Annotated in this window: 20 protein-coding genes; 9 read left to right on the top strand and 11 right to left on the bottom strand. The window is 31.8% G+C overall.

Going from position 1 to position 19,363, the window contains the following annotated elements; translation table 11 throughout:
• The gene (locus tag ACP15M_RS05300) at positions 1–1,992 is read left to right on the top strand and encodes a tetratricopeptide repeat-containing sensor histidine kinase (RefSeq protein WP_425076146.1); all 1,992 of its coding nucleotides are present in this window, start codon (positions 1–3) and stop codon (positions 1,990–1,992) included.
• A 3-nt stretch (positions 1,993–1,995) separates the two neighbouring features.
• Here ACP15M_RS05300 and ACP15M_RS05295 read toward each other — a convergent pair whose 3' ends face one another.
• Positions 1,996–2,562, bottom strand: coding sequence for a DUF3109 family protein (locus tag ACP15M_RS05295; RefSeq protein ID WP_425076145.1), 567 nt, complete (start codon positions 2,560–2,562; stop codon positions 1,996–1,998).
• A gap of 106 nt (positions 2,563–2,668) precedes the next feature.
• On the opposite strand from ACP15M_RS05295, the gene ACP15M_RS05290 reads away from it, so the two are divergent.
• From ACP15M_RS05290 to ACP15M_RS05280, 3 genes are read left to right on the top strand one after another with little or no spacing between them, the layout of a single operon-like run.
• The gene (locus ACP15M_RS05290; RefSeq protein ID WP_425076144.1) at positions 2,669–3,256 is read left to right on the top strand and encodes a MarC family protein; all 588 of its coding nucleotides are present in this window, start codon (positions 2,669–2,671) and stop codon (positions 3,254–3,256) included.
• Between the two features lie 10 nt (positions 3,257–3,266).
• Complete coding sequence (locus ACP15M_RS05285; RefSeq protein WP_425076143.1) at positions 3,267–3,470, top strand: hypothetical protein; 204 nt, start codon at positions 3,267–3,269, stop codon at positions 3,468–3,470.
• The gene (locus tag ACP15M_RS05280; RefSeq protein ID WP_425076142.1) at positions 3,470–4,072 is read left to right on the top strand and encodes an FAD-dependent oxidoreductase; all 603 of its coding nucleotides are present in this window, start codon (positions 3,470–3,472) and stop codon (positions 4,070–4,072) included. The genes ACP15M_RS05285 and ACP15M_RS05280 overlap by 1 nt, the downstream gene beginning before the upstream one ends.
• A gap of 11 nt (positions 4,073–4,083) precedes the next feature.
• Here the strand turns inward: ACP15M_RS05280 and ACP15M_RS05275 are convergent, their stop codons facing one another.
• The 3 genes from ACP15M_RS05275 to ACP15M_RS05265 form a co-directional block, all read right to left on the bottom strand.
• On the bottom strand, positions 4,084–5,691 hold the full coding sequence (locus tag ACP15M_RS05275; protein ID WP_425076141.1) for a S41 family peptidase: 1,608 nt from the start codon (positions 5,689–5,691) through the stop codon (positions 4,084–4,086).
• Complete coding sequence (locus tag ACP15M_RS05270; RefSeq protein WP_425076140.1) at positions 5,692–6,123, bottom strand: deoxycytidylate deaminase; 432 nt, start codon at positions 6,121–6,123, stop codon at positions 5,692–5,694. It abuts the gene before it with no gap.
• Positions 6,124–6,265: 142 nt separating this feature from the next.
• The gene (locus tag ACP15M_RS05265) at positions 6,266–6,856 is read right to left on the bottom strand and encodes a HupE/UreJ family protein (RefSeq protein ID WP_425076139.1); all 591 of its coding nucleotides are present in this window, start codon (positions 6,854–6,856) and stop codon (positions 6,266–6,268) included.
• A 285-nt stretch (positions 6,857–7,141) separates the two neighbouring features.
• Between ACP15M_RS05265 and ACP15M_RS05260 the strand changes: the two genes are divergently transcribed.
• The 5 genes from ACP15M_RS05260 to ACP15M_RS05240 all read left to right on the top strand — a co-directional run bounded on the left by ACP15M_RS05260 (position 7,142) and on the right by ACP15M_RS05240 (position 10,294).
• Complete coding sequence (locus tag ACP15M_RS05260; RefSeq protein ID WP_425076138.1) at positions 7,142–7,888, top strand: MotA/TolQ/ExbB proton channel family protein; 747 nt, start codon at positions 7,142–7,144, stop codon at positions 7,886–7,888.
• Between the two features lie 28 nt (positions 7,889–7,916).
• Positions 7,917–8,360 (top strand): hypothetical protein, encoded by a 444-nt coding sequence (locus ACP15M_RS05255; RefSeq protein ID WP_425076137.1) that lies wholly within the window; start codon positions 7,917–7,919, stop codon positions 8,358–8,360.
• Positions 8,361–8,377: 17 nt separating this feature from the next.
• Positions 8,378–8,983: an ExbD/TolR family protein gene (locus ACP15M_RS05250; protein ID WP_425076136.1), complete on the top strand. Its 606-nt coding sequence runs from the start codon at positions 8,378–8,380 to the stop codon at positions 8,981–8,983.
• A 15-nt stretch (positions 8,984–8,998) separates the two neighbouring features.
• Positions 8,999–9,481 carry an ExbD/TolR family protein gene (locus ACP15M_RS05245; protein WP_425076135.1) on the top strand — a complete coding sequence of 161 codons (483 nt, stop codon included), beginning with the start codon at positions 8,999–9,001 and terminating at the stop codon, positions 9,479–9,481.
• Positions 9,482–9,577: 96 nt separating this feature from the next.
• A complete protein-coding gene (locus ACP15M_RS05240; protein ID WP_425076134.1) occupies positions 9,578–10,294 on the top strand; it encodes a porin family protein in 717 nt (238 codons plus the stop codon).
• A 5-nt stretch (positions 10,295–10,299) separates the two neighbouring features.
• Here ACP15M_RS05240 and ACP15M_RS05235 read toward each other — a convergent pair whose 3' ends face one another.
• From ACP15M_RS05235 to pyrH, 7 genes are all read right to left on the bottom strand, one after another.
• A complete protein-coding gene (locus tag ACP15M_RS05235) occupies positions 10,300–10,908 on the bottom strand; it encodes a hypothetical protein (RefSeq protein WP_425076133.1) in 609 nt (202 codons plus the stop codon).
• Positions 10,905–12,371, bottom strand: a complete 1,467-nt coding sequence (gene rpoN / locus ACP15M_RS05230) for an RNA polymerase factor sigma-54 (protein WP_425076132.1) — start codon at positions 12,369–12,371, stop codon at positions 10,905–10,907. Before rpoN ends, ACP15M_RS05235 begins: the two co-directional genes overlap by 4 nt.
• A gap of 223 nt (positions 12,372–12,594) precedes the next feature.
• The gene (asnS, locus tag ACP15M_RS05225; RefSeq protein WP_425076131.1) at positions 12,595–14,025 is read right to left on the bottom strand and encodes an asparagine--tRNA ligase; all 1,431 of its coding nucleotides are present in this window, start codon (positions 14,023–14,025) and stop codon (positions 12,595–12,597) included.
• Between the two features lie 30 nt (positions 14,026–14,055).
• Positions 14,056–16,473 (bottom strand): efflux RND transporter permease subunit, encoded by a 2,418-nt coding sequence (locus ACP15M_RS05220; protein WP_425076130.1) that lies wholly within the window; start codon positions 16,471–16,473, stop codon positions 14,056–14,058.
• A 77-nt stretch (positions 16,474–16,550) separates the two neighbouring features.
• Positions 16,551–17,828 carry a DUF5686 family protein gene (locus ACP15M_RS05215; RefSeq protein ID WP_425076129.1) on the bottom strand — a complete coding sequence of 426 codons (1,278 nt, stop codon included), beginning with the start codon at positions 17,826–17,828 and terminating at the stop codon, positions 16,551–16,553.
• Between the two features lie 70 nt (positions 17,829–17,898).
• Positions 17,899–18,456, bottom strand: coding sequence for a ribosome recycling factor (gene frr, locus ACP15M_RS05210; RefSeq protein ID WP_425076128.1), 558 nt, complete (start codon positions 18,454–18,456; stop codon positions 17,899–17,901).
• Positions 18,457–18,505: 49 nt separating this feature from the next.
• Positions 18,506–19,213, bottom strand: coding sequence for a UMP kinase (pyrH, locus tag ACP15M_RS05205; RefSeq protein WP_425076127.1), 708 nt, complete (start codon positions 19,211–19,213; stop codon positions 18,506–18,508).
• Positions 19,214–19,363: the final 150 nt, after the last annotated feature.

The raw sequence follows: 19,363 nt of genomic DNA, 5'->3' as shown, positions 1-19,363 counted from the left end.
ATGAAACTCTTACAGTATATAAATAGAGTTCTTTATGTTAAGAGTGTGTTAGTCATTCTTTTGATGTGTTATTTTTTGATGCCAATAAATCTTCAAGCGCAAAAGGTTTCAGGTTCTAGTTTTGCTTCTCGATTAACCTCTGTTATAAGCTCTAAACCTAAAACGGTTGAAGCTTTAGATTCTATTTTTTCAGATATTAAGAGAGATACAATAAAACTCAATCGACTAGCTCAAAAAGCGAAAGTGTATAGCTATCCTGAAGGCGAAAGTTTTGCACTAAATGCATTGGGTGTTTTTTATAGAAACAATTCGTTTTATGAAAAAGCAATAGAAGCACATCAAAAAGCCAATGCATTAGCTGTTGAGGTTGATAATTTTGAGTTGAATGTGATTAATCTAAATAATATTGGAGTGGCTTACCGAAGATTAGATTTGGTAAAGCCAGCATTAGATTTTCATACTAAAGCACTGGATATTGCTAGATCAATTGATAATCCTTCCAGAATTATAAAATACAATATTGCGGTTTCTCAAAATAGTATAGGAAATATTTATTTAGTCTTAGAACAGTATGAGCTCGCAATACGTCAATTTCAAAAATCTTTAATAATAGAAAAAGAATCGGGTAACCAATTAGGAATGGCTATCAATTACCAAAATATTGGATTTGCTTATGAAGCTCAAGGCGAATTAGATAATGCTCTACGTAACTATAACCTTTCATTAGATTATAATAATAAAATCGATTCTGAACTCGGACGCGTAATTTGTTACAATAGTATTGGTAAAATATATATCAAACAGAAACAGTTTAGTGAAGCAAGAGTAATTATTGAAGATGCCTTAGAAAAAGCCTTAATTATAGGAGATCAATTTTACATTGCGTCTTCATACATTAATTTAGGTTGGGTTCAAAAACATTTGAGATTGTTTGACTTGTCTGAAATTAATTTAAAAAAAGGATTAACTGTTGCGAAAACGTTTGGTTTAAAATCTTCAATTGTTGAAGCGCAAAAACAGTTGTCTTATTTGTATGAGCAAACCAATCAACCAAGTTTAGCATTAACAGCTTTTAGAGAAGCGATAGATTTAGAAAAAACAATTACTAATGATCGCAATTTACGATATGTAAATGATGTCATTATTCAATATGAAAATGAAGCTAAAAACAATCAAATTAAAGCTTTAGCTGACGAAAATGAGCTTGTGAAATCCAGATTAGAGCGTAACAAGAAGTTGTTTTGGTACTCTATATTAGCTTTAGTTATTATAGGAGCTATTTTGGTTGCGCTTTATAGAAATAGGCAATTGAAACAAGAAAAACAAATTCTTACACTTGAGCAAGACATGTTGCGAAGTCAGATGAATCCGCATTTTATTTTTAATTCGCTAAACTCTATAAAACTGTACATCATTAATAATGAAAAGGAAAATGCAGTATACTATCTCAATAAGTTTTCAAAATTAATTAGAAAAATTTTAGTCGCTTCAACCGAAAAAGAAATTTCTTTGGCAGATGAATTAGACACCATGAAATTGTATATGAATATTGAAAATATTAGATTTTCTAACGAAATTTATTTTGATATCAATATTGAAGACGATATCAATACAGCTCGTATTAAGGTGCCATCAATGATTTTACAACCATTCTTAGAAAACGCTCTTTGGCATGGTTTGTCGTCAAAAAAGGAAGGTCAGAAAAAAATTCTGCTTAATGTGTATCAAACAAATGAAGACTTTGTAAGCATATCAATTGAAGATAATGGTGTGGGAAGGCAGCGTTCTGCAAAAATTAAAAATGACAAATTATTAAAACGAAAATCTGTAGGAATATCTTTAACTAAAGCACGATTGGCGAATTTTTCAAAAGATTATACAAGTGATTATAACATACGTATAAAAGATCTATATGACACTAATCAAAATGCCGTTGGAACAAAAGTTGTTGTTGACATTCCAATTAATTCAACTGTATTAAAAACAACCTAAATCTTATTTGTGAGTTTTAGCAACCTTCTCTAATTCGGTATACCAATCTTCTCCAAATTTTCTAATAAGAGCTTCTTTGACAAATTTATACACAGGAACTTGTAATTCTTTTCCAAGAGTACAGGCATCATCACAAATGTCCCATTGATCATAATTTACTGCCGAAAATTCAGAATATTCCTTTACACGAATAGGATATAAATGACAGGATACGGGCTTTTTCCAAGAGATTTCACCTTGATTATAAGCCTCTTCAATACCACAAAGCGCAGTGTTTTTATCGTCAAAAATCACATAAGCACAATCTGCTCCATTTATAAGAGGTGTTTCAAAATCTCCAAAATCGGTTGTAATATGAGTGCCTTGAGTTTCAATAGCTTCTATGCCTTCTTTTCGTAAAAAGGGTTTGACTTTTGGGTAGATGTTTTTTAGAGTTTCTATTTCTTCAGCATCTAAAGGAGCTCCAGCATCACCATCAATGCAGCAAGCACCTTTGCAAGCAGAGAGGTTACACACAAAATCTTTTTCGATAATGGTTTCAGACACAATGGTTTTTCCTAATTGAAACATGAAAATTTTTAGCTTTTAAAGTGGTTGTAAAAATAGTTAAACTTTACGATTATTTAATGCTATAAAACGTTCTTAAAGCCTTATTTTTGCCGAAAATTTGTAAGTCATGAATCTTGAATTGAATTTTAAAGAAATATTTACTGCTTTTATGGTCTTGTTTGCGGTTATTGATATTATTGGAAACATTCCAATTATTATCGATTTACGTAAAAAAGTTGGTCATATTCAAAGTGAAAAAGCATCTATAATTGCTGGTGTGATTATGATTGTGTTTTTGTTTTTAGGGCAAAGTTTACTGTCGCTAATTGGAATTGATGTCAACTCGTTTGCAGTAGCTGGTTCTTTTATTTTATTTTTTATTGCACTCGAAATGATATTAGGAATCACCTTATATAAAGATGATGAAGATGGAGGTATAACAGCTTCAGTTTTTCCACTTGCATTTCCGCTTATTGCAGGTCCAGGTAGTTTGACAACTTTATTATCTTTACGTGCAGAATTTGCTACAGAAAATATTATTGTTGCTGTAATCTCTAATGTTCTTGTGATTTATCTTGTGCTAAAAACTTCGTCTAAAATTGAACGTATTATTGGCCCTAATGGAATTAAAATTATTAGAAAAGTATTTGGTGTAGTTTTGTTAGCTATTGCAGTAAAATTATTTGCTCAAAACATTAAGGAGCTGTTAGCATAAAACTTAAACTATGAAACTATTTACAATTATTGTAACTATTGTAGCCGTTGTATTAATCGGATTTAATATCATGCAAATTAATTTTAATGCACCATTTGAAGGGCAAAGTGTTGTTGCTTTAATCACAATATTTGCTTCATTATGTGCTATTGTTTTATTGCAGGTTTTAAGATTTTCTAAAAAAGTAAATCAAAAATTAAAAGAGAATAATTAATGTTTGATGCGTTTATAGTTGGAGGTGGAGCTGCTGGCATGTCTTGTGCTTTGGTTTTAGGATCGGCAAAATCAAAAGATTTTGCCAAAAACAAACGCATTGGGATTGTAATGCATCAACGTACATCGCACTTGCAAAATGCATTATTTAATAATGTATTAGGTTTAGCTCCAGGTACCACAGGAGCTTCAATATTAGAAGAAGGCAAAGCTCAATTATCACAATTGTATCCTCATGTTGAACAAATTGAAAACGAAAAGGTGAGTTCAATTCTTAAAACTTCGGAAGGATTTATTGTAACAACGAATAAGAACACTTATGCTTCAAAATTGGTTGTGGTTGCAGTTGGTTATACAAATTTGGTAAATATTAAAGGTTTAGAAAGTTTTATTGAAGCGCATCCTAGAGCAGTTGTAGAAAAAGAACGTATTTGGTTAAAAAATGAAAATCATTTAGTTGAAAACAACCTTTATGTTGCTGGAACAATGGCTGGATGGCGAAGTCAGTTTGCAATTGCTTCGGGAAGTGGAGCACAAGTTGCTACAGATATTCTCACAGTATGGAACGATGGAAAACATACCAAAGTTCATGATAAAATCTAATTTTAGACGATTTATTCGTTTAAAGTTTCGTTGGCTTTACTCAGCAAAACAACCTCTTCAATCATGGCATCATTTGTATTAATAATTTGCTCTGAAGCATTACTATTAAAAAGCTGGTTTGCCATTTCTGATTTGATAAGAAGTTTCATTTGCTCATAATAATTAACAAATGAAATGTTGGTTCTTTCTTTTAAATTAAGAAAGCCTTGAAATTCTTCAACCATATTATTGCTAACATTATAGGTTTCAATAAATTCTGAAATACTAAAATTGTTATATGTGCTTCGGTCTTTATCTAATTCTTCAAACACAAAATTACTCACATAGCCTCGACGCCTTATATAATTAAGTGTTTCGTTTTGAGCACTTGTATCTAAGGGTACAAATACATCTGGAATAATGCCTCCTCCTCCATAAACTATTTTTCCATTAGGCGTCGTAAATTTTAAGGAGTCTGCAATTTGAATGTTTTCGGCATTTTCAAATTCGCCATTACTTAATCGTTTGTAATAATCGTTATAATAATCTGTGTTGTTACCATTGTTGTATGGACGTTGAATTGAGCGACCTGTTGGTGTGTAGTATCTAGAAACTGTAAGACGAACAGCGCTTCCGTCACCAAGAGACATCTCACGTTGTACTAAGCCTTTACCATAACTTCGTCTTCCAAGAATGGTTCCTTTGTCGTTATCTTGCAAGGCACCAGCTATAATTTCACTAGCTGAAGCAGAGTTTTCATCTATAAGAATATAGACGTGTCCATCTTCAAAATCACCACGTCGAGTAGCATAATGATTTTCAATCTTACCAGCTTTGTTTTTAGTAAACAAAATAAGTTTATTGTTTTCTAAAAATTCATCAGCAATTTGTTTAGCAATTTCTAAAAGGCCACCAGGATTATCGCGAAGATCTAATGCTAATTTTGTTGCGCCTTGATTTTGCAACTTGTTCAAAGCTTTTTTAAACTCTTTATAAGTTGATTCGGCAAAACGATTAATTTTTATATAACCTAAATTATCGGTTAACATATACGATGCATCAACGCTTCTAATTGGAATATCAGAATATTTAACTTTAAAGGTTAGTAATTTATTTTCGCTAGGACGAAAGACTTTTAGTGTAATCTTGCTGTTTTTTTCGCCTTTTAGTTTTTTAATTATAGCATCGTTAGTCCATTCGCTTCCAAAAATCGAATCACCATTAGCCATAATAATTCGATCACCACCTTTAATACCAGCTTTTTCACTAGGACCATCTTCAATAGGTCTAATAACCGTTACAGTATCTTTATAGGTATAGAAGCTTACACCAATACCAACAAAATCACCTTTCATATTGTCTGTACTGCGTTGCATTTCGCTTTTTGGTATGTATATAGAATGTGGATCTAGATTTTCTAAAATGCCATTAACAGTGACATCTACAATGCTATCGGTATTTATATCGTCTACATATTCGTAATCGATGTAGTCTATAAGTCTGTTGAGTTTGTCTTTTTTACTGTTGGTTGTAAACAAACGATCAGAAGTATCAGTGAAATCTAATTTTCCACCAATAAATACACCAATTGCAATAGCGAGTCCTAATAGTAATGGTATGTATTTTCTTTGAAAGTTCATTTATGCTTTTAAATCTTCTATGTGTTCTAATTGAACGCCTGCTTTTTTTAAAAATTGTAACCCAGAATCATCCTTGTAACCTTGAGAGTAAACTACTCTAATAATTCCAGCCTGATGAATTAGTTTACTGCATTCTTTACAAGGAGAAAGTGTTACATATAATGTTGCACCTTTACAGGATTGTGTAGAAGCTGCTACTTTTAGTATGGCGTTGGCTTCAGCGTGAAGCACATACCATTTAGTGTAACCTTCATCATCTTCACAATAGTTTTCAAATCCGGTTGGAGTACCATTATAGCCATCAGAAATAATCATTCGATCTTTTACAATCAATGCGCCAACTTGTTTGCGTTTGCAATGTGAGAGTTTTCCCCATTCTTTGGCAATTCTTAAATAGGCTTTATCGTATCGAAGTTGTTTTTCTTTAGACATTTTAATGATTTAAAATCTACTGGACGAATATAAATTGTTTTTGAGTACTTTTCAAAAGTACTAATTAAACAAAAGAGACTGACATATAATTTTGAAGATTGCGTTAAAGTTTTACCAAAATTATAAGGGCTTTCTTAATATTTTAAGAGAAGAGTTCACTACGAATAAGCATTGGTAATACACAACCTAATACAACAGCAGAAATGACCATAATCCAATCACGTTTTGAAAATCTAAATATAGTTTGGCAAAGGAAACTTATAAAAATGACAATAAAAGCAATAACTAGTTGACCAATTTCCATACCCAATCCAATTTCTAAAATAGCTAAGAGTTTGTTTTCAGAAGCAGAAATTAGTGAGTTAAGCTCGTTAGTAAAACCAAGTCCATGAACCAATCCGAAAAACAGTGTGATAAAAAAGAGTAATCCAATTTTGGTGTGATGTGTTTTTTTGCCAGCAGTAAAAATATTGAAAAGCGCAACAACTAAAATGGTCAACGGAATTATAAATGAGATCACGTTGTTATTAACACTAATAACACCATAAGTTGCTAAAGTTAAAGATAAGCAGTGTCCAATAGTAAAAACGGTAATCAAGAATAAGATGCGTTTCCAGTCTTTAAAAAGGTAAGGAAGCATTAGTGCTGTTAAAAACAGAATATGATCGTAAGCATTAATATGTAGGATGTGGTAGATGCCATCTTGTAGGTTTGAAATAAAATTATCTATCATGATTAAAATATTTGGGTTGAACCAAAGTTACATTATATAATTTATACATAAAATAATATACCTATGATTAGTAGGTTGAAAACTGTTAAATAAGGAAGATTTTAACATTAAAATACATTTAAGTTAGTGAATACAAATCATTTTTATTTAAATTCGTAAAAAACTAGAATAAACTTAGGTATAATATAACGTTAAACCTTTATGCTCTAAGTGTGAATTTTATTTTTTAATTACAATTTTTTTATATCTTTAACGCTTAAACTAATAAAATTAAGAACTAGAACGATGAAAAGACTATTTTCTATCTTAGCCATAGCAGGATTAATGGCTTTCACTACTACTGTAAATGCTGCAACAACAATTGCAACAACATTACAAGACGCGGACGTACCAACTGAAGAATTATCTTTTACACAACAAGTAAAAGAACGTTTTATTGAAGGTGGTCCATTTTTTATGGGTATTGTATTGTTATGTTTAATCTTAGGATTAGCCATTGCTATTGAAAGAATTATTTATTTAAATCTTGCAACGACAAACACTAAAAAATTAACACAAAATGTTGAAGACGCACTTCAATCAGGTGGTGTTGAAGCCGCTAAAGAAGTTTGTAGAAACACAAAAGGTCCTGTAGCATCTATTTTTTATCAAGGTTTAGATAGAGCCGATGAGAGTGTAGAATCTGCCGAAAAAGCAGTTGTTGCTTATGGTGGTGTACAAATGGGACAGTTAGAAAAGAATGTGTCTTGGATTTCATTATTTATTGCTTTAGCACCTATGCTTGGTTTCATGGGAACTGTACTTGGTATGATTGATGCTTTTGATAAAATTGAAGCTGCTGGAGACATGAATCCTTCATTAGTAGCAGGAGGTATTAAAATTGCCTTATTGACTACAGTATTTGGTCTTATCGTAGCAATTATTTTACAGATTTTTTATAATTATATCATTGCTAAAATTGATAGTATAGTAAATGACATGGAAGATGCATCAATAACTCTTATGGATTTATTGGTAAGACATAAAAAGTAATAACCAAATTATTAAATCATAGTTTATTATGAATATTCAAAAAATAATCAAAATTGGTGCTTTAGTAATTGGTCTTATTGCAGTGTTTTTCTTAGTAAGAGTTATTATGATTGGTGATGAAGCATTTGAAGCAGATGCAGCCAATCATGGTGTCTTGTCAGGATTTGTTAATCTTGCACTTGTTGTACTTGCTATTGCAGCAATATCTGCAGTATTATTCAGTTTAGTAAATTTAGTAAGTAGTCCAGATAAGCTAAAAAAGTCACTCATTTCTTTTGGTGTATTTGCAGTAATTCTAATTTTAGGATACATGATGTCATCTGGAGAAGAAAGGTTACTAAATGATGGAACCACACTTACTGCAGCACAATCACAAATGATAGAAGGTGCTATCAAATCATTTTACATTTTAATAATGTTAGCAGCAGGTTTAATGTTGTTTTTCGGAGTTAAAAAGATGTTAAGTAAATAATAATACAAAACTAAATTATGGCAAAACGATCAGCACCAGAAGTAAATGCAGGATCTATGGCTGATATTGCATTCTTATTGCTCATATTCTTCTTAGTAACTACCACTATACCTAAAGATTCAGGTATTACTCGTAAGTTACCTCCAATCGAAGAAAATGATCAGGATGTAATTATCAAAGAGAAAAATATATTTACCGTATTATTGAATGGTAAAGACCAGCTTTTAGTTGAAGATGAATTGATGGAAATTGAAGATCTACGACAAGCAGCAGTAGCATTTCTAGACAATGGAGGTGATGGCTCGTGTTCTTATTGTAAAGGTGCTAAAGACCCGAAGTCATCTGATAATCCTGATAAAGCGATTATATCTCTCAAAAATGATAGATTAACGTCTTATAAAGCTTACATTACTGTTCAAAACGAATTGGTGGCAGCATATAATGAACTTCGTAACAGAAGAGCCTTAGAAATTGGCCCTAAAAGAGGATTTCCTGATATGGACTATATAGCTATGGAAAAAGCTTATGATGATGCAAAGTTTACTGGAAACAAAGAAAAACTTAAAGAAGTGATTGAGCAAATCAAAATTGAGATACCTCAAAAACTTTCTGAAGTAGAATAAATTAAAACATAAAACATGTCTAAATTTAAGAGTAAAAAAGATAATAGTTTGCCAGCAGTAAATACGGCATCTTTACCAGATATTGTATTTATGTTATTATTTTTCTTTATGGTTGTAACTGTTATGAGAGAAGATAATCTTATAATAGAAAATAGGTTGCCTCAAGCAGACCAAGTCGAAAAACTTGATAAGAAGTATCCTATTAGTTACATCTATGCTGGAAAACCTGCAAAAGGTTACGAAAAATTTGGAACTGAAGCGCGATTACAACTTAACGATAAATTGGCTGAAATTAGCGAAATTCAAGCATTCATAAATGCAGAAAGAGCTGCGCTTCGTGAAGAGTTAGTGCCTAAATTAACAGTGTCTTTAAAAGTTGATAAAGAAGCAAATATGGGTATTGTTGGTGATATCAAAAAAGAACTTAGAAAAGCAAGTGCTTTTAGAATCAATTATACTACTGCTACTGGAGATGCTAAGGCTAATCTAGATAGGTAAATTTAAGTTACATAAAATAAAAGCATCCTAAACTTAGGATGCTTTTTTTATTTATACTGTTTAATAATTTGTTCTCTATTACGTTATATTTGTAATATGAAGACAAGGGTTTTATACATTACTTTTTTTATCTTAGGATGTTACTTCTCTATGGCTCAAAATCCAAATAAGACTCCTGTTGAAACCGACACATCATTAGTCGATAATAAGTATAGAGAAGATCAGTTTTATATATCAGTTACCTATAACTTACTTGGTAACAAGCCCAGTGGAGTGGCTCAGAGTGGGTTTTCTAGTGGTTATCATTTTGGATTTATTAGAGATATGCCAATTAATAAAAGAAGAAATCTGGCTATTGGTGTAGGACTTGGGTTGTCTTCAAACTCTTATAATCAAACCTTACAAATCTCAGAAAACGATGATGGTTATCAATATGCTATTCTAAACGATAATGAAACAGAGTATAGTAAAAATAAATTTACAACCTACTTAGTTGAATTTCCCATTGAGTTTAGATGGAGAACATCTACAGCAACCGAATACGATTTTTGGCGAATATATACAGGCTTAAAATTGGGTTATGTGCTTTATAATTCTTCAAAATATAACAGTATTAATGGAGATATTAAATTATCTAGCATCGATGATTTTAATGCCTTTCAATATGGTTTAACCTTTAGCGCAGGATATTCTAATGTTAACTTTCATTTGTATTATGCTTTAAATAACATTTTTAATGAAGATGCTAAAGTAGATGGAAAATCTATTGAAATGAATTCAGTACGTATAGGATTAATGCTATACATCTTATAATACATTTAAATCCAATAATTCAATAATACCAGTTGAGGTATTAAACCAATAAAAAAGCCAATAAAAAGCTCTGTTGGAGTGTGAGCTTTTAAGTGTAGTCTAGATGTGGCAATTGCGCCAAGAATAATGCACATTAAAGCAATTGTTCCGTTGATATTGATTTTAAAATGAATGGCTAAAGCAACAGCAAACATAAAAAAGCCCGAAGCTGCTATCATATGAATACTTGCCTTAAATTTAATAACAGCTAAGGCAAAGCAAGTAATCGTTGAAATTAAAACTCCTATAAAGAAGAAATATAATTCTGGAATTTCATTTTGAGGAAGTACTCTAATTATAATCAAAAAGGTGATACAAATATTTAGAAATAATGGAAGTTTCCGTTCATTGGTTGTTTCGAGATGTACCGAATCTACTTTGTTTAGTGTTTTTAACAAATAATACAGCAACATTGGAAGAATTACTGTTAATATCGTTACCGAAAACAATTTGGCTTTAATAATGGGCTCAGGAATAAAACGAGGTGTTTTCGAAAAATAAAAAACGACTCCCAATAAAGGCATGAGCAACGGATGAAAAATGTATGATATGCTTTTTAGAAGTTGATTTGTCATATCTTCTTACGCAATCTCGCTACTGGTATATCTAACTGTTCGCGATATTTAGCTACTGTACGACGCGCTATTGGATAGCCTTTTTCTTTAAGAATGCTTGCTAATTTTTCATCAGTAAGAGGCTTACGCTTGTTCTCTTCTTCAACTACAGTTTCTAAAATCTTTTTAATTTCACGAGTAGATACTTCTTCGCCTTGATCGTTGGTCATAGATTCTGAGAAAAACTCTTTAATCAATTTCGTTCCGTAAGGTGTATCGACATATTTGCTATTTGCCACACGAGATACTGTAGACACGTCCATATCAATTTCATCGGCAATATCTTTAAGAATCATAGGTTTAAGCTTGCGCTCATCACCTGTAAGAAAGTATTCTTTTTGATAATGCATAATGGCACTCATAGTTACAAAAAGGGTTTGCTGACGTTGCTTGATAGCTTCAATAAACCATTTGGCAGCATCTAACTTTTGCTTGATAAACAGTACAGCATCTTTTTGTGATTTACTTTTATCTTTTGCTTCCTTATAGCCCTTCATCATGTTATTGTATTCTCTAGAGACATGAAGTTCAGGCGCATTTCTTCCATTAAGTGTTAAGTCTAGTTCACCATCAACAATTTTTATAGCAAAATCTGGAACCACATGCTCTACAATTTTATTGTTTCCAGCATACGAACCACCAGGTTTTGGATTAAGATGTTCAATTTCCTCAATGGCATCTCTGAGTTGAACCTCAGTAATGTCAAACTTTTGTAATAATTTTTTGTAGTGTTTTTTTGTAAATTGATCAAAAGCTTTATCTATAATATTGCAAGCCAACTCAATATCTGGATGCTTTTCTTTTCTGTGCAACTGAATGCTTAAGCACTCCTGAAGGTTTCGTGCTCCAACACCAGCTGGATCTAATTGATGGACTTTATGAAGGATGTTTTCAACGGAAGCTTCATCGGTATAAACGCCTTGAGTAAATGCTAAATCATCTACAATATCACTTAAAGAACGACGTATGTAGCCACTTTCATCAACACTTCCCACTAAAAATTCAGCGATATCACGTTCGTTATCATCTAATCTGAAAGTGTTTAACTGATTGGTTAAATGCTGTGTAAATGAAGTGCCAGCAGCATAAGGCACGCTTTTTTCTTCATCATCGCTACTGTAATTGTTTACTTGAGTTCGATAATCTGGAATTTCATCATCACTTAAATAATCATCAATGTTGATGTCTTCAGTATCAATGGTTTCATTGTCATTAAAGTCATCATCAGAATTGTCAAATTCATCAATAGCATCAAGCTCGTCTTTAGTTTCTTTTCCACTTTCTAAAGCTGGATTTTCTTCTAATTCTTGTTTTAATCGTTGTTCAAAAGCTTGCGTAGGCAATTGAATCAACTTCATTAATTGAATTTGTTGAGGTGATAACTTTTGAGAAAGTTTAAACTGTAAGTATTGTTTTAAAGCCATATAGTTTTAGCTCGAATTTAGCCAGTTTAATAATTAATTGTAAATACAATAGCTATAAATCTACAAGAATTATTCCAACTAAACTTAATTTTATTATTTGAATTACTTCTATATATAAAACTAATAAAATTGTCATTCAGAGTAAAGCGAAGAATCTATTAATTTTTAAGATTCTTTGGTCGTAGCAAAACTACTTCTATAAGATGCTAGATAATTGTGAATACTAAAATTCTGCATTTTGAGGTGTTCTCGGATAAGGAATCACATCTCTAATATTACCCATTCCTGTAGCAAACATGACTAAACGTTCAAAACCAAGACCAAAACCTGAATGTACAGCAGTTCCGTATTTGCGTAAGTCTAAGTACCACCACAATTCTTCTTCAGGAATATCTAAAGCTTTCATTTTTTCTTTCAAAACATCTAAACGCTCCTCACGTTGTGATCCTCCAACCATTTCTCCAATTCCAGGAAATAAGATATCCATAGCACGAACTGTTTTTCCATCTTCATTTAAACGCATATAAAAGGCTTTAATATTTGCAGGATAATCAAACAAAATTACAGGACATTTAAAATGTTTTTCAACTAGAAAGCGCTCGTGTTCACTTTGTAAGTCTGCTCCCCATTCTTCAATGATGTATTTGAACTTCTTTTTCTTGTTTGGTTTACAATTTTTTAAAATGTCTATGGCTTCAGTATAGCTTACGCGTTTAAAGTTATTATCGACTACAAATTTGATTTTTTCAATCAAACTCATTTCCGAACGCTGTGCTTGAGGCAATTTCTTTTCAACATCTTGCAAGCGCTTATCTAAAAACTCTAAATCTTCTTTATTATGCTCTAAAACATAACCTAAAACCGATTTCATAAAATCTTCAGCTAAGTCCATATTACCATCTAAATCCATAAAAGCAACTTCTGGTTCAATCATCCAGAATTCGGCTAAGTGACGTGACGTATTAGAATTTTCGGCTCTAAATGTTGGTCCGAACGTATACACTTTTCCCAGAGACATGGCATAGGTTTCGGCTTCCAGTTGTCCAGAAACTGTTAAGTTGGTTTCCTTTCCGAAGAAATCTTGTTTGTAATCAATATTACCTTCATCATTTAAAGGTGGATTTTTTGCATCTAAAGCACTTACTTTAAACATTTCGCCTGCACCTTCGGCATCACTACCAGTAATAATTGGTGTATGCATGTAGTAAAAACCGTTCTCATTAAAGTATTTATGAATGGCAAACGATAAAGATGAACGCAAACGCATTACTGCACTAAAGGTATTGGTTCTAGTGCGCAAATGCGCATTTTCACGTAAAAACTCGAAGGTGTGTTTTTTGGGTTGAATAGGATATGTGTCAGGATCTGAATCACCAAGAATTTCGATAGAGGTTACTTGTATTTCAATTTTTTGACCTTTACCTTGACTTTCAACCAAATCTCCTTTAATGTGTACTGCTGCACCTGTAGTAATTCGCTTTAAAATGCTTTCATCAGTGTTTTCAAAATCAACCACACACTGAATATTATTAATTGTAGAACCATCATTTAAAGCGATAAAGCGATTGGCTCTAAACGTTCTAACCCAACCTTTAATTTCGATGGGTTGCAAGGTGATATCTTGTGTTAATAATTGTGCAATTGAATATGTCATTTTTATAAAATTTTACGCAAATATAAATGTTTATGAAATGGTATCAACTTCTGAGTTATCATTGTCATCATCTGAATCTTCAGGAATGATATTTATTGTTGGCTCTTTTAATACTTCCTTATTAGCAATATTTCTTTCAAGAGATAATAAAAGAGAAGGTAGTAATAATAAATTAGACAGCATTGCAAATAATAAAGTTGCTGATACTAAAGCACCTAAGGCAACTGTACCTCCAAAACTTGAGGTTGTAAATACAATAAATCCGAAGAATAAAACAATAGAAGTATAGAACATGCTCACACCTGTTTCACGTAGTGCAGCATAAACCGATTTTCGTATTTTCCAATGATTGGCTTGAAGTTCTTGTCTGTATTTCGCTAAAAAGTGAATGGTATCATCAACAGAAATACCAAAAGCAATACTAAATACCAATATGGTTGAAGGTTTTATAGGCACACCTAAATAGCCCATTAATCCAGCAGTAATAAGTAATGGTAAAAGATTAGGAACTAGCGAAACAATAATCATTCTAAATGACCTAAACATATAAGCCATAAATAATGAAATAAGGAAAATAGCTAGACTTAACGAAATCACTAGATTTCGCACCAAATATTTGGTGCCTTTTTGAAATACTAAAGCTTTACCAGTCATTGTAACGTTGTAACGTTCTTTAGGAAAGACTTTGTTTATTTTTTCTTGAAGGTTTTCCTCTATGCGTTCCATTTTATCTGTACCAATATCTTTCATGAACGTAGTAATACGTGCATATTGACCTGTACTATCAACAAAATTTTTAAGCATATCTACATTAGAAGACGAGTTTTTAGCATAAGATAAAATAAAGCTGTTTTCTTGACTTGTTGGTAACTGGTAATATTTTGGATTGCCATTGTAGTATGCTTGTTTACTATACTTTACTAAGCTTACAGCCGAAATAGGTCTAGACAATTCTGGTGTTTCTATAATGAGTTCCTCAAGCTCATTCATACGCTTTAGTGTACTTAATTTCATAACACCTTTTTTTCGTTTGGTGTCTATCATAATCTCTAAAGGCATGATACCATTAAATTCACTTTCAAAAAACTTAATGTCTTTAAAAAATGTAGTATCCTTTGGCATATCTTCTATAAGACTTCCAGAAATTTTTATTTGATAAATCCCAATAATACTAGCAATTAACAGGATTAAAGACGTTATGTAGATGGTAATTTTTTTGTGCTTTACCATGCGTTCAATCCAATCTACAAATCCACCAATCCATCGTTTGTTTAAATGCTCTAAGTGTCTTTGTTTCGGATAAGGTAAAAAGGTGTAAATGATTGGAATAACCAACAAGCACAGCATAAAAATAGCTAATATGCTTAGTGAAGCCACAATACCAAATTCTTTAAGTAGTTTGCTTTCCGTTAAAATGAAGGTTGCAAAACCAGAAGCAGTTGTTACATTGGTCATTAAGGTTGCATTTCCAATTTTTGTAATGACACGCTGAAGCGATTTTACTTTATTACCATGTAATTTGACTTCGTGTTGGTATTTATTAATTAAGAAAATGCAATTTGGAATACCAATCACAATAATTAAAGGCGGAATTAATGCTGTTAGCACTGTAATCTCGTAGTTGAGTAATCCTAAAATTCCAAAAGTCCACATTACTCCAATGCAAACTACAATAAGCGAGATGAATGTCGCTCTAAATGATCTAAAAAACAAAAAGAAAATTAAGGAAGTAATACCAAGTGCCAAGCCAATAAAAAGCCCTATTTCATCTACAATATTTTGGGCATTTAAGGTTCTAATATATGGCATGCCAGAAACCCTAACATCAAGATTATAGTTTGCTTCAAAATCATCTACTTTATTTTGTAGTGTAAGTAAAACAAAATCTTTTCTAGCTGAAGTATTTACAATATCCTTTTTGAGATATATAGCAGTTCTAATGGTTCGAGTGTCTTTATTGAACAGGAAATTATCATAAAAAGGATACTTTTTAAATAATTCTTCTTGAAGCTTGTCGATTTGTTCAATAGATGTAATGGAGTCCTTAATAAAAGGCTCAAGATCAAATTTTTCAGCTTTGGTGTTTTTAACAAGCTTTTGAAGATCTTTAATAGATACTACAGTTTCAACTTCGTCATAAGACTTAAAATCTTCAGAAAGTTGGTTCCAAGCATTTAATTGTTCAACATTAAATAATGTTGAATCTTTAACACCAAGTACAATGAGGTTTCCTTCTTCACCAAAAATATCTAAAAACTCATTATAAACGAGATTAACCTCATGGTCATCAGGCAGTAAATTGGCTTCGGTATAAGTAAAACGCATGTGTTTCCATTGGTAACTAAAGAAAATAGTTGCCAAAATGATACTTATGAGTATGCCAATTTTGTTACGCAAAATTAAGCGCGCAACGACTTCCCAAAAACCTGTTGAAAATAATTTAAACATCTACCTATTAAAAAGGAGCGACAAAGGTAGAAAAAACCAAAGGATATGCTTTATAAATTATGACTAATTTCTAGTATTTATAAGCTGACATTAAATGTGAATTTTGCAGCAATATTATCTTCAATCTTAGGCAAGTGATAACCTCCATAGCGATACGCAAAACTGAGTCCGAAACCCAATAATAGTTTGTTAAGTTCAAATCCAGCTTCTGAGTAGCCTTTTTTAAGGGTATTGAAATAAATATTCTCGTGACGTTCAATATTACTCATGTTTCCTAAAGCAAATCTTGAAATTAAAACAAGCTGTGGTCTATAACGTTCACTTATTTTAAATGGTTTTACAAAGTGTTTTAGTTGAACAGTTGTAAATCGATCTGAAAAGAATTCGTTAAAATACATGGTTTCAAAACTGTTAACGCCTGCTACAGAAAAACGTTGCATAATGGTTTCTTTTGTAATATTGTTTGGATAAGCGTGATACAAATGGGTAAGAGGTGTGTTTCCAAATGCGAGTCCACTACTTAATACCATTTCTGTAAACACAGCATCATTATAATTAATTTTATGCTGAGTTCTAAAGTCTATTTTTGAAAAATTAAAATCGCCTTTTATTAAGTTTTTAAAACTTTGAGTGAGTTGAAGTGTGAATTTTGGAAATCCGTTTTTCACTTCTTTATCGACATCATTTATGGTTTCAAACTTGCTAAAAGGACTCCATTGCATACTAATTTTAGCCGTCGTAACATCAAATTTTGAATAGCTCTCATCATCAAGAATAAAATTGTAATTATAGGTTGGATTAATTTTACTTATGGCGAGTTCAGTTTCTGTTGTAAAATGGTTTGAAATTTGATGCTCAATGTTTATGGCTTTAGTGATGTGTTTATGAAACAAATTAATATTCAAAAGGCGAGGTTCAAAAAACTGAAAAAAGCGCTTGTCGGTTAAAAAACTTGAGCTTCCAGTTTCATTTAAATCATCAACGTATGAAAGATTAATCCAGGTATTTGTAGCTTCATTTACTCTAAAACCTCCTCCTATTTTATACTTAAAACGATGGTCTTTAAATCCATAAACAACATAGCTATCAATGCGATATTTTTCTGAAAATTCATTATTAGTAATTCCACCTAATCCAGTTCTTAGTCCTTCATATTGATTAAATTTGATTAGATACCTAAGATCGACATTTAAAAATCGAGTAGGAAAATATCCATTTCCTAGATGTCTGAGATAATCAATTTTAGTAATAGTATCTTTTTTGACACCTGTAGAATCTCGATGAGAAATTGAATTCTGAGAATGCAATGCATATGAACAAAGTGTTATAAATATTATAAGTAAACACTTGTGCATTGAGAAGGATAAAGGGTTAAATTATTAAAGCTTAAAAAAAAGCGACTTACTAAATGTCGCTTTTTTGGGTTTAAACAGTCATGATTTCATTTTCTTTGACTTCAAAAATGTCATCTATTTTTTTAACGTACTTATCTGTCATTTGTTGTACGTCAATTTCAGCATTTTTTTGTTGATCTTCAGAAACGTCATCAAGATGTTTAATATCATTATTTGCTTCCTTACGAGCATTTCTAACACCAACCTTAGCGTCTTCGGCTTCTGCTTTAGCTTGTTTAGACAATTCACGTCTACGTTCTTCGGTTAAAGGAGGAACGTTTATGATTATGGTTTCGCCATTATTCATAGGATTAAAGCCTAAGTTGGCAACCATTATACCGCGTTCAATTTCTTGAAGCATACTTTTTTCCCAAGGTTGAACAGTAATCGTTCTTCCGTCAGGAGTGTTTACATTGGCGACTTGATTTAATGCTGTTTGTGTACCATAATAATCGACCATGACACTTCCTAGCATTGCAGGACTTGCTTTTCCTGCTCTAATGTTTACAAATTGTTTTTCAAGATGCTTTAAAGCAGCATCCATAGCTTCTTGAGCTGTGTCTAATATAAATTTGATGTCTTCGTTCATGTTTAAAAACTTTAATTTGTAAAAAGCTTACCAAAAAATAAGCCAAACTTTATAGGTTAACTTTAGTGCCAATATTTTCTCCAGAAATAACTTTCATTAAGTTTCCTTTTTTATTCATATCGAACACAATTATTGGCAACTTATTTTCTTGACTTAGTGTAAATGCAGTAGTATCCATTACTTTGAGTCCTTTTCGTAACACATCATCAAAGCTAATGTGATCAAATTTTACAGCATTTAAATCCTTTTCAGGATCTGCTGTATAAATACCATCTACTCGAGTACCTTTTAAAATCACATCGGCTTCAATTTCAATGGCTCTTAAAACAGCAGCAGAATCTGTAGTGAAGTATGGATTTCCAGTTCCTCCACCAAAAATAACAACACGTCCTTTTTTGAGGTGGCTCATAGCTTTTCGTCTAATGAAAGGCTCGGCAACCTCATTAATTTTAATGGCTGTTTGTAAACGTGTTTTAACACCAGCATCTTCAAGTGCATTTTGTAGTGCTAATCCGTTAATCACTGTGGCTAGCATTCCCATATGATCGCCTTGAACACGATCCATACCATTCATAGCACCAGCAACACCTCTAAAAATATTTCCACCACCAATAACGATAGCAACTTCTACACCTAGATCTGTAATTTCTTTAATATCTTTAGCGTATTCAGATAATCGTTCGGGATCAATTCCGTATTGACGAGAACCCATTAGAGCTTCACCAGATAATTTGAGTAGAATTCTTTTGTATTTCATGTGATTGTGTCTACAAATTGTATAGATTCCTACTTTCGTAGGAATAAAGGTTTAGCAAATATAATGATTATTGTAATTTAGAAAAGTAGAATTTAAATATAAAAAAACCTCTCATTAATTGAGAGGTTTAATTTTATAAACGAATAAATA

The sequence above is a fragment of the Psychroserpens sp. S379A genome (assembly GCF_049800755.1).
Lineage (GTDB): Bacteria > Bacteroidota > Bacteroidia > Flavobacteriales > Flavobacteriaceae > Psychroserpens.
The sequence above is the reverse complement of the archived record's forward strand: the minus strand, read 5'-3'. Positions and strand labels throughout refer to the sequence as shown.

Bases quoted from the DNA above. Each gene is read 5' to 3' on its own strand.
- ACP15M_RS05300 (WP_425076146.1), top strand. From the start codon at position 1: ATGAAACTCTTACAGTATATAAATAGAGTTCTTTATGTTAAGAGTGTG.
- ACP15M_RS05295 (WP_425076145.1), bottom strand. From the start codon at position 2,562: ATGTTTCAATTAGGAAAAACCATTGTGTCTGAAACCATTATCGAAAAA.
- ACP15M_RS05290 (WP_425076144.1), top strand. From the start codon at position 2,669: ATGAATCTTGAATTGAATTTTAAAGAAATATTTACTGCTTTTATGGTC.
- ACP15M_RS05285 (WP_425076143.1), top strand. From the start codon at position 3,267: ATGAAACTATTTACAATTATTGTAACTATTGTAGCCGTTGTATTAATC.
- ACP15M_RS05280 (WP_425076142.1), top strand. From the start codon at position 3,470: ATGTTTGATGCGTTTATAGTTGGAGGTGGAGCTGCTGGCATGTCTTGT.
- ACP15M_RS05275 (WP_425076141.1), bottom strand. From the start codon at position 5,691: ATGAACTTTCAAAGAAAATACATACCATTACTATTAGGACTCGCTATT.
- ACP15M_RS05270 (WP_425076140.1), bottom strand. From the start codon at position 6,123: ATGTCTAAAGAAAAACAACTTCGATACGATAAAGCCTATTTAAGAATT.
- ACP15M_RS05265 (WP_425076139.1), bottom strand. From the start codon at position 6,856: ATGATAGATAATTTTATTTCAAACCTACAAGATGGCATCTACCACATC.
- ACP15M_RS05260 (WP_425076138.1), top strand. From the start codon at position 7,142: ATGAAAAGACTATTTTCTATCTTAGCCATAGCAGGATTAATGGCTTTC.
- ACP15M_RS05255 (WP_425076137.1), top strand. From the start codon at position 7,917: ATGAATATTCAAAAAATAATCAAAATTGGTGCTTTAGTAATTGGTCTT.
- ACP15M_RS05250 (WP_425076136.1), top strand. From the start codon at position 8,378: ATGGCAAAACGATCAGCACCAGAAGTAAATGCAGGATCTATGGCTGAT.
- ACP15M_RS05245 (WP_425076135.1), top strand. From the start codon at position 8,999: ATGTCTAAATTTAAGAGTAAAAAAGATAATAGTTTGCCAGCAGTAAAT.
- ACP15M_RS05240 (WP_425076134.1), top strand. From the start codon at position 9,578: ATGAAGACAAGGGTTTTATACATTACTTTTTTTATCTTAGGATGTTAC.
- ACP15M_RS05235 (WP_425076133.1), bottom strand. From the start codon at position 10,908: ATGACAAATCAACTTCTAAAAAGCATATCATACATTTTTCATCCGTTG.
- rpoN (WP_425076132.1), bottom strand. From the start codon at position 12,371: ATGGCTTTAAAACAATACTTACAGTTTAAACTTTCTCAAAAGTTATCA.
- asnS (WP_425076131.1), bottom strand. From the start codon at position 14,025: ATGACATATTCAATTGCACAATTATTAACACAAGATATCACCTTGCAA.
- ACP15M_RS05220 (WP_425076130.1), bottom strand. From the start codon at position 16,473: ATGTTTAAATTATTTTCAACAGGTTTTTGGGAAGTCGTTGCGCGCTTA.
- ACP15M_RS05215 (WP_425076129.1), bottom strand. From the start codon at position 17,828: ATGCACAAGTGTTTACTTATAATATTTATAACACTTTGTTCATATGCA.
- frr (WP_425076128.1), bottom strand. From the start codon at position 18,456: ATGAACGAAGACATCAAATTTATATTAGACACAGCTCAAGAAGCTATG.
- pyrH (WP_425076127.1), bottom strand. From the start codon at position 19,213: ATGAAATACAAAAGAATTCTACTCAAATTATCTGGTGAAGCTCTAATG.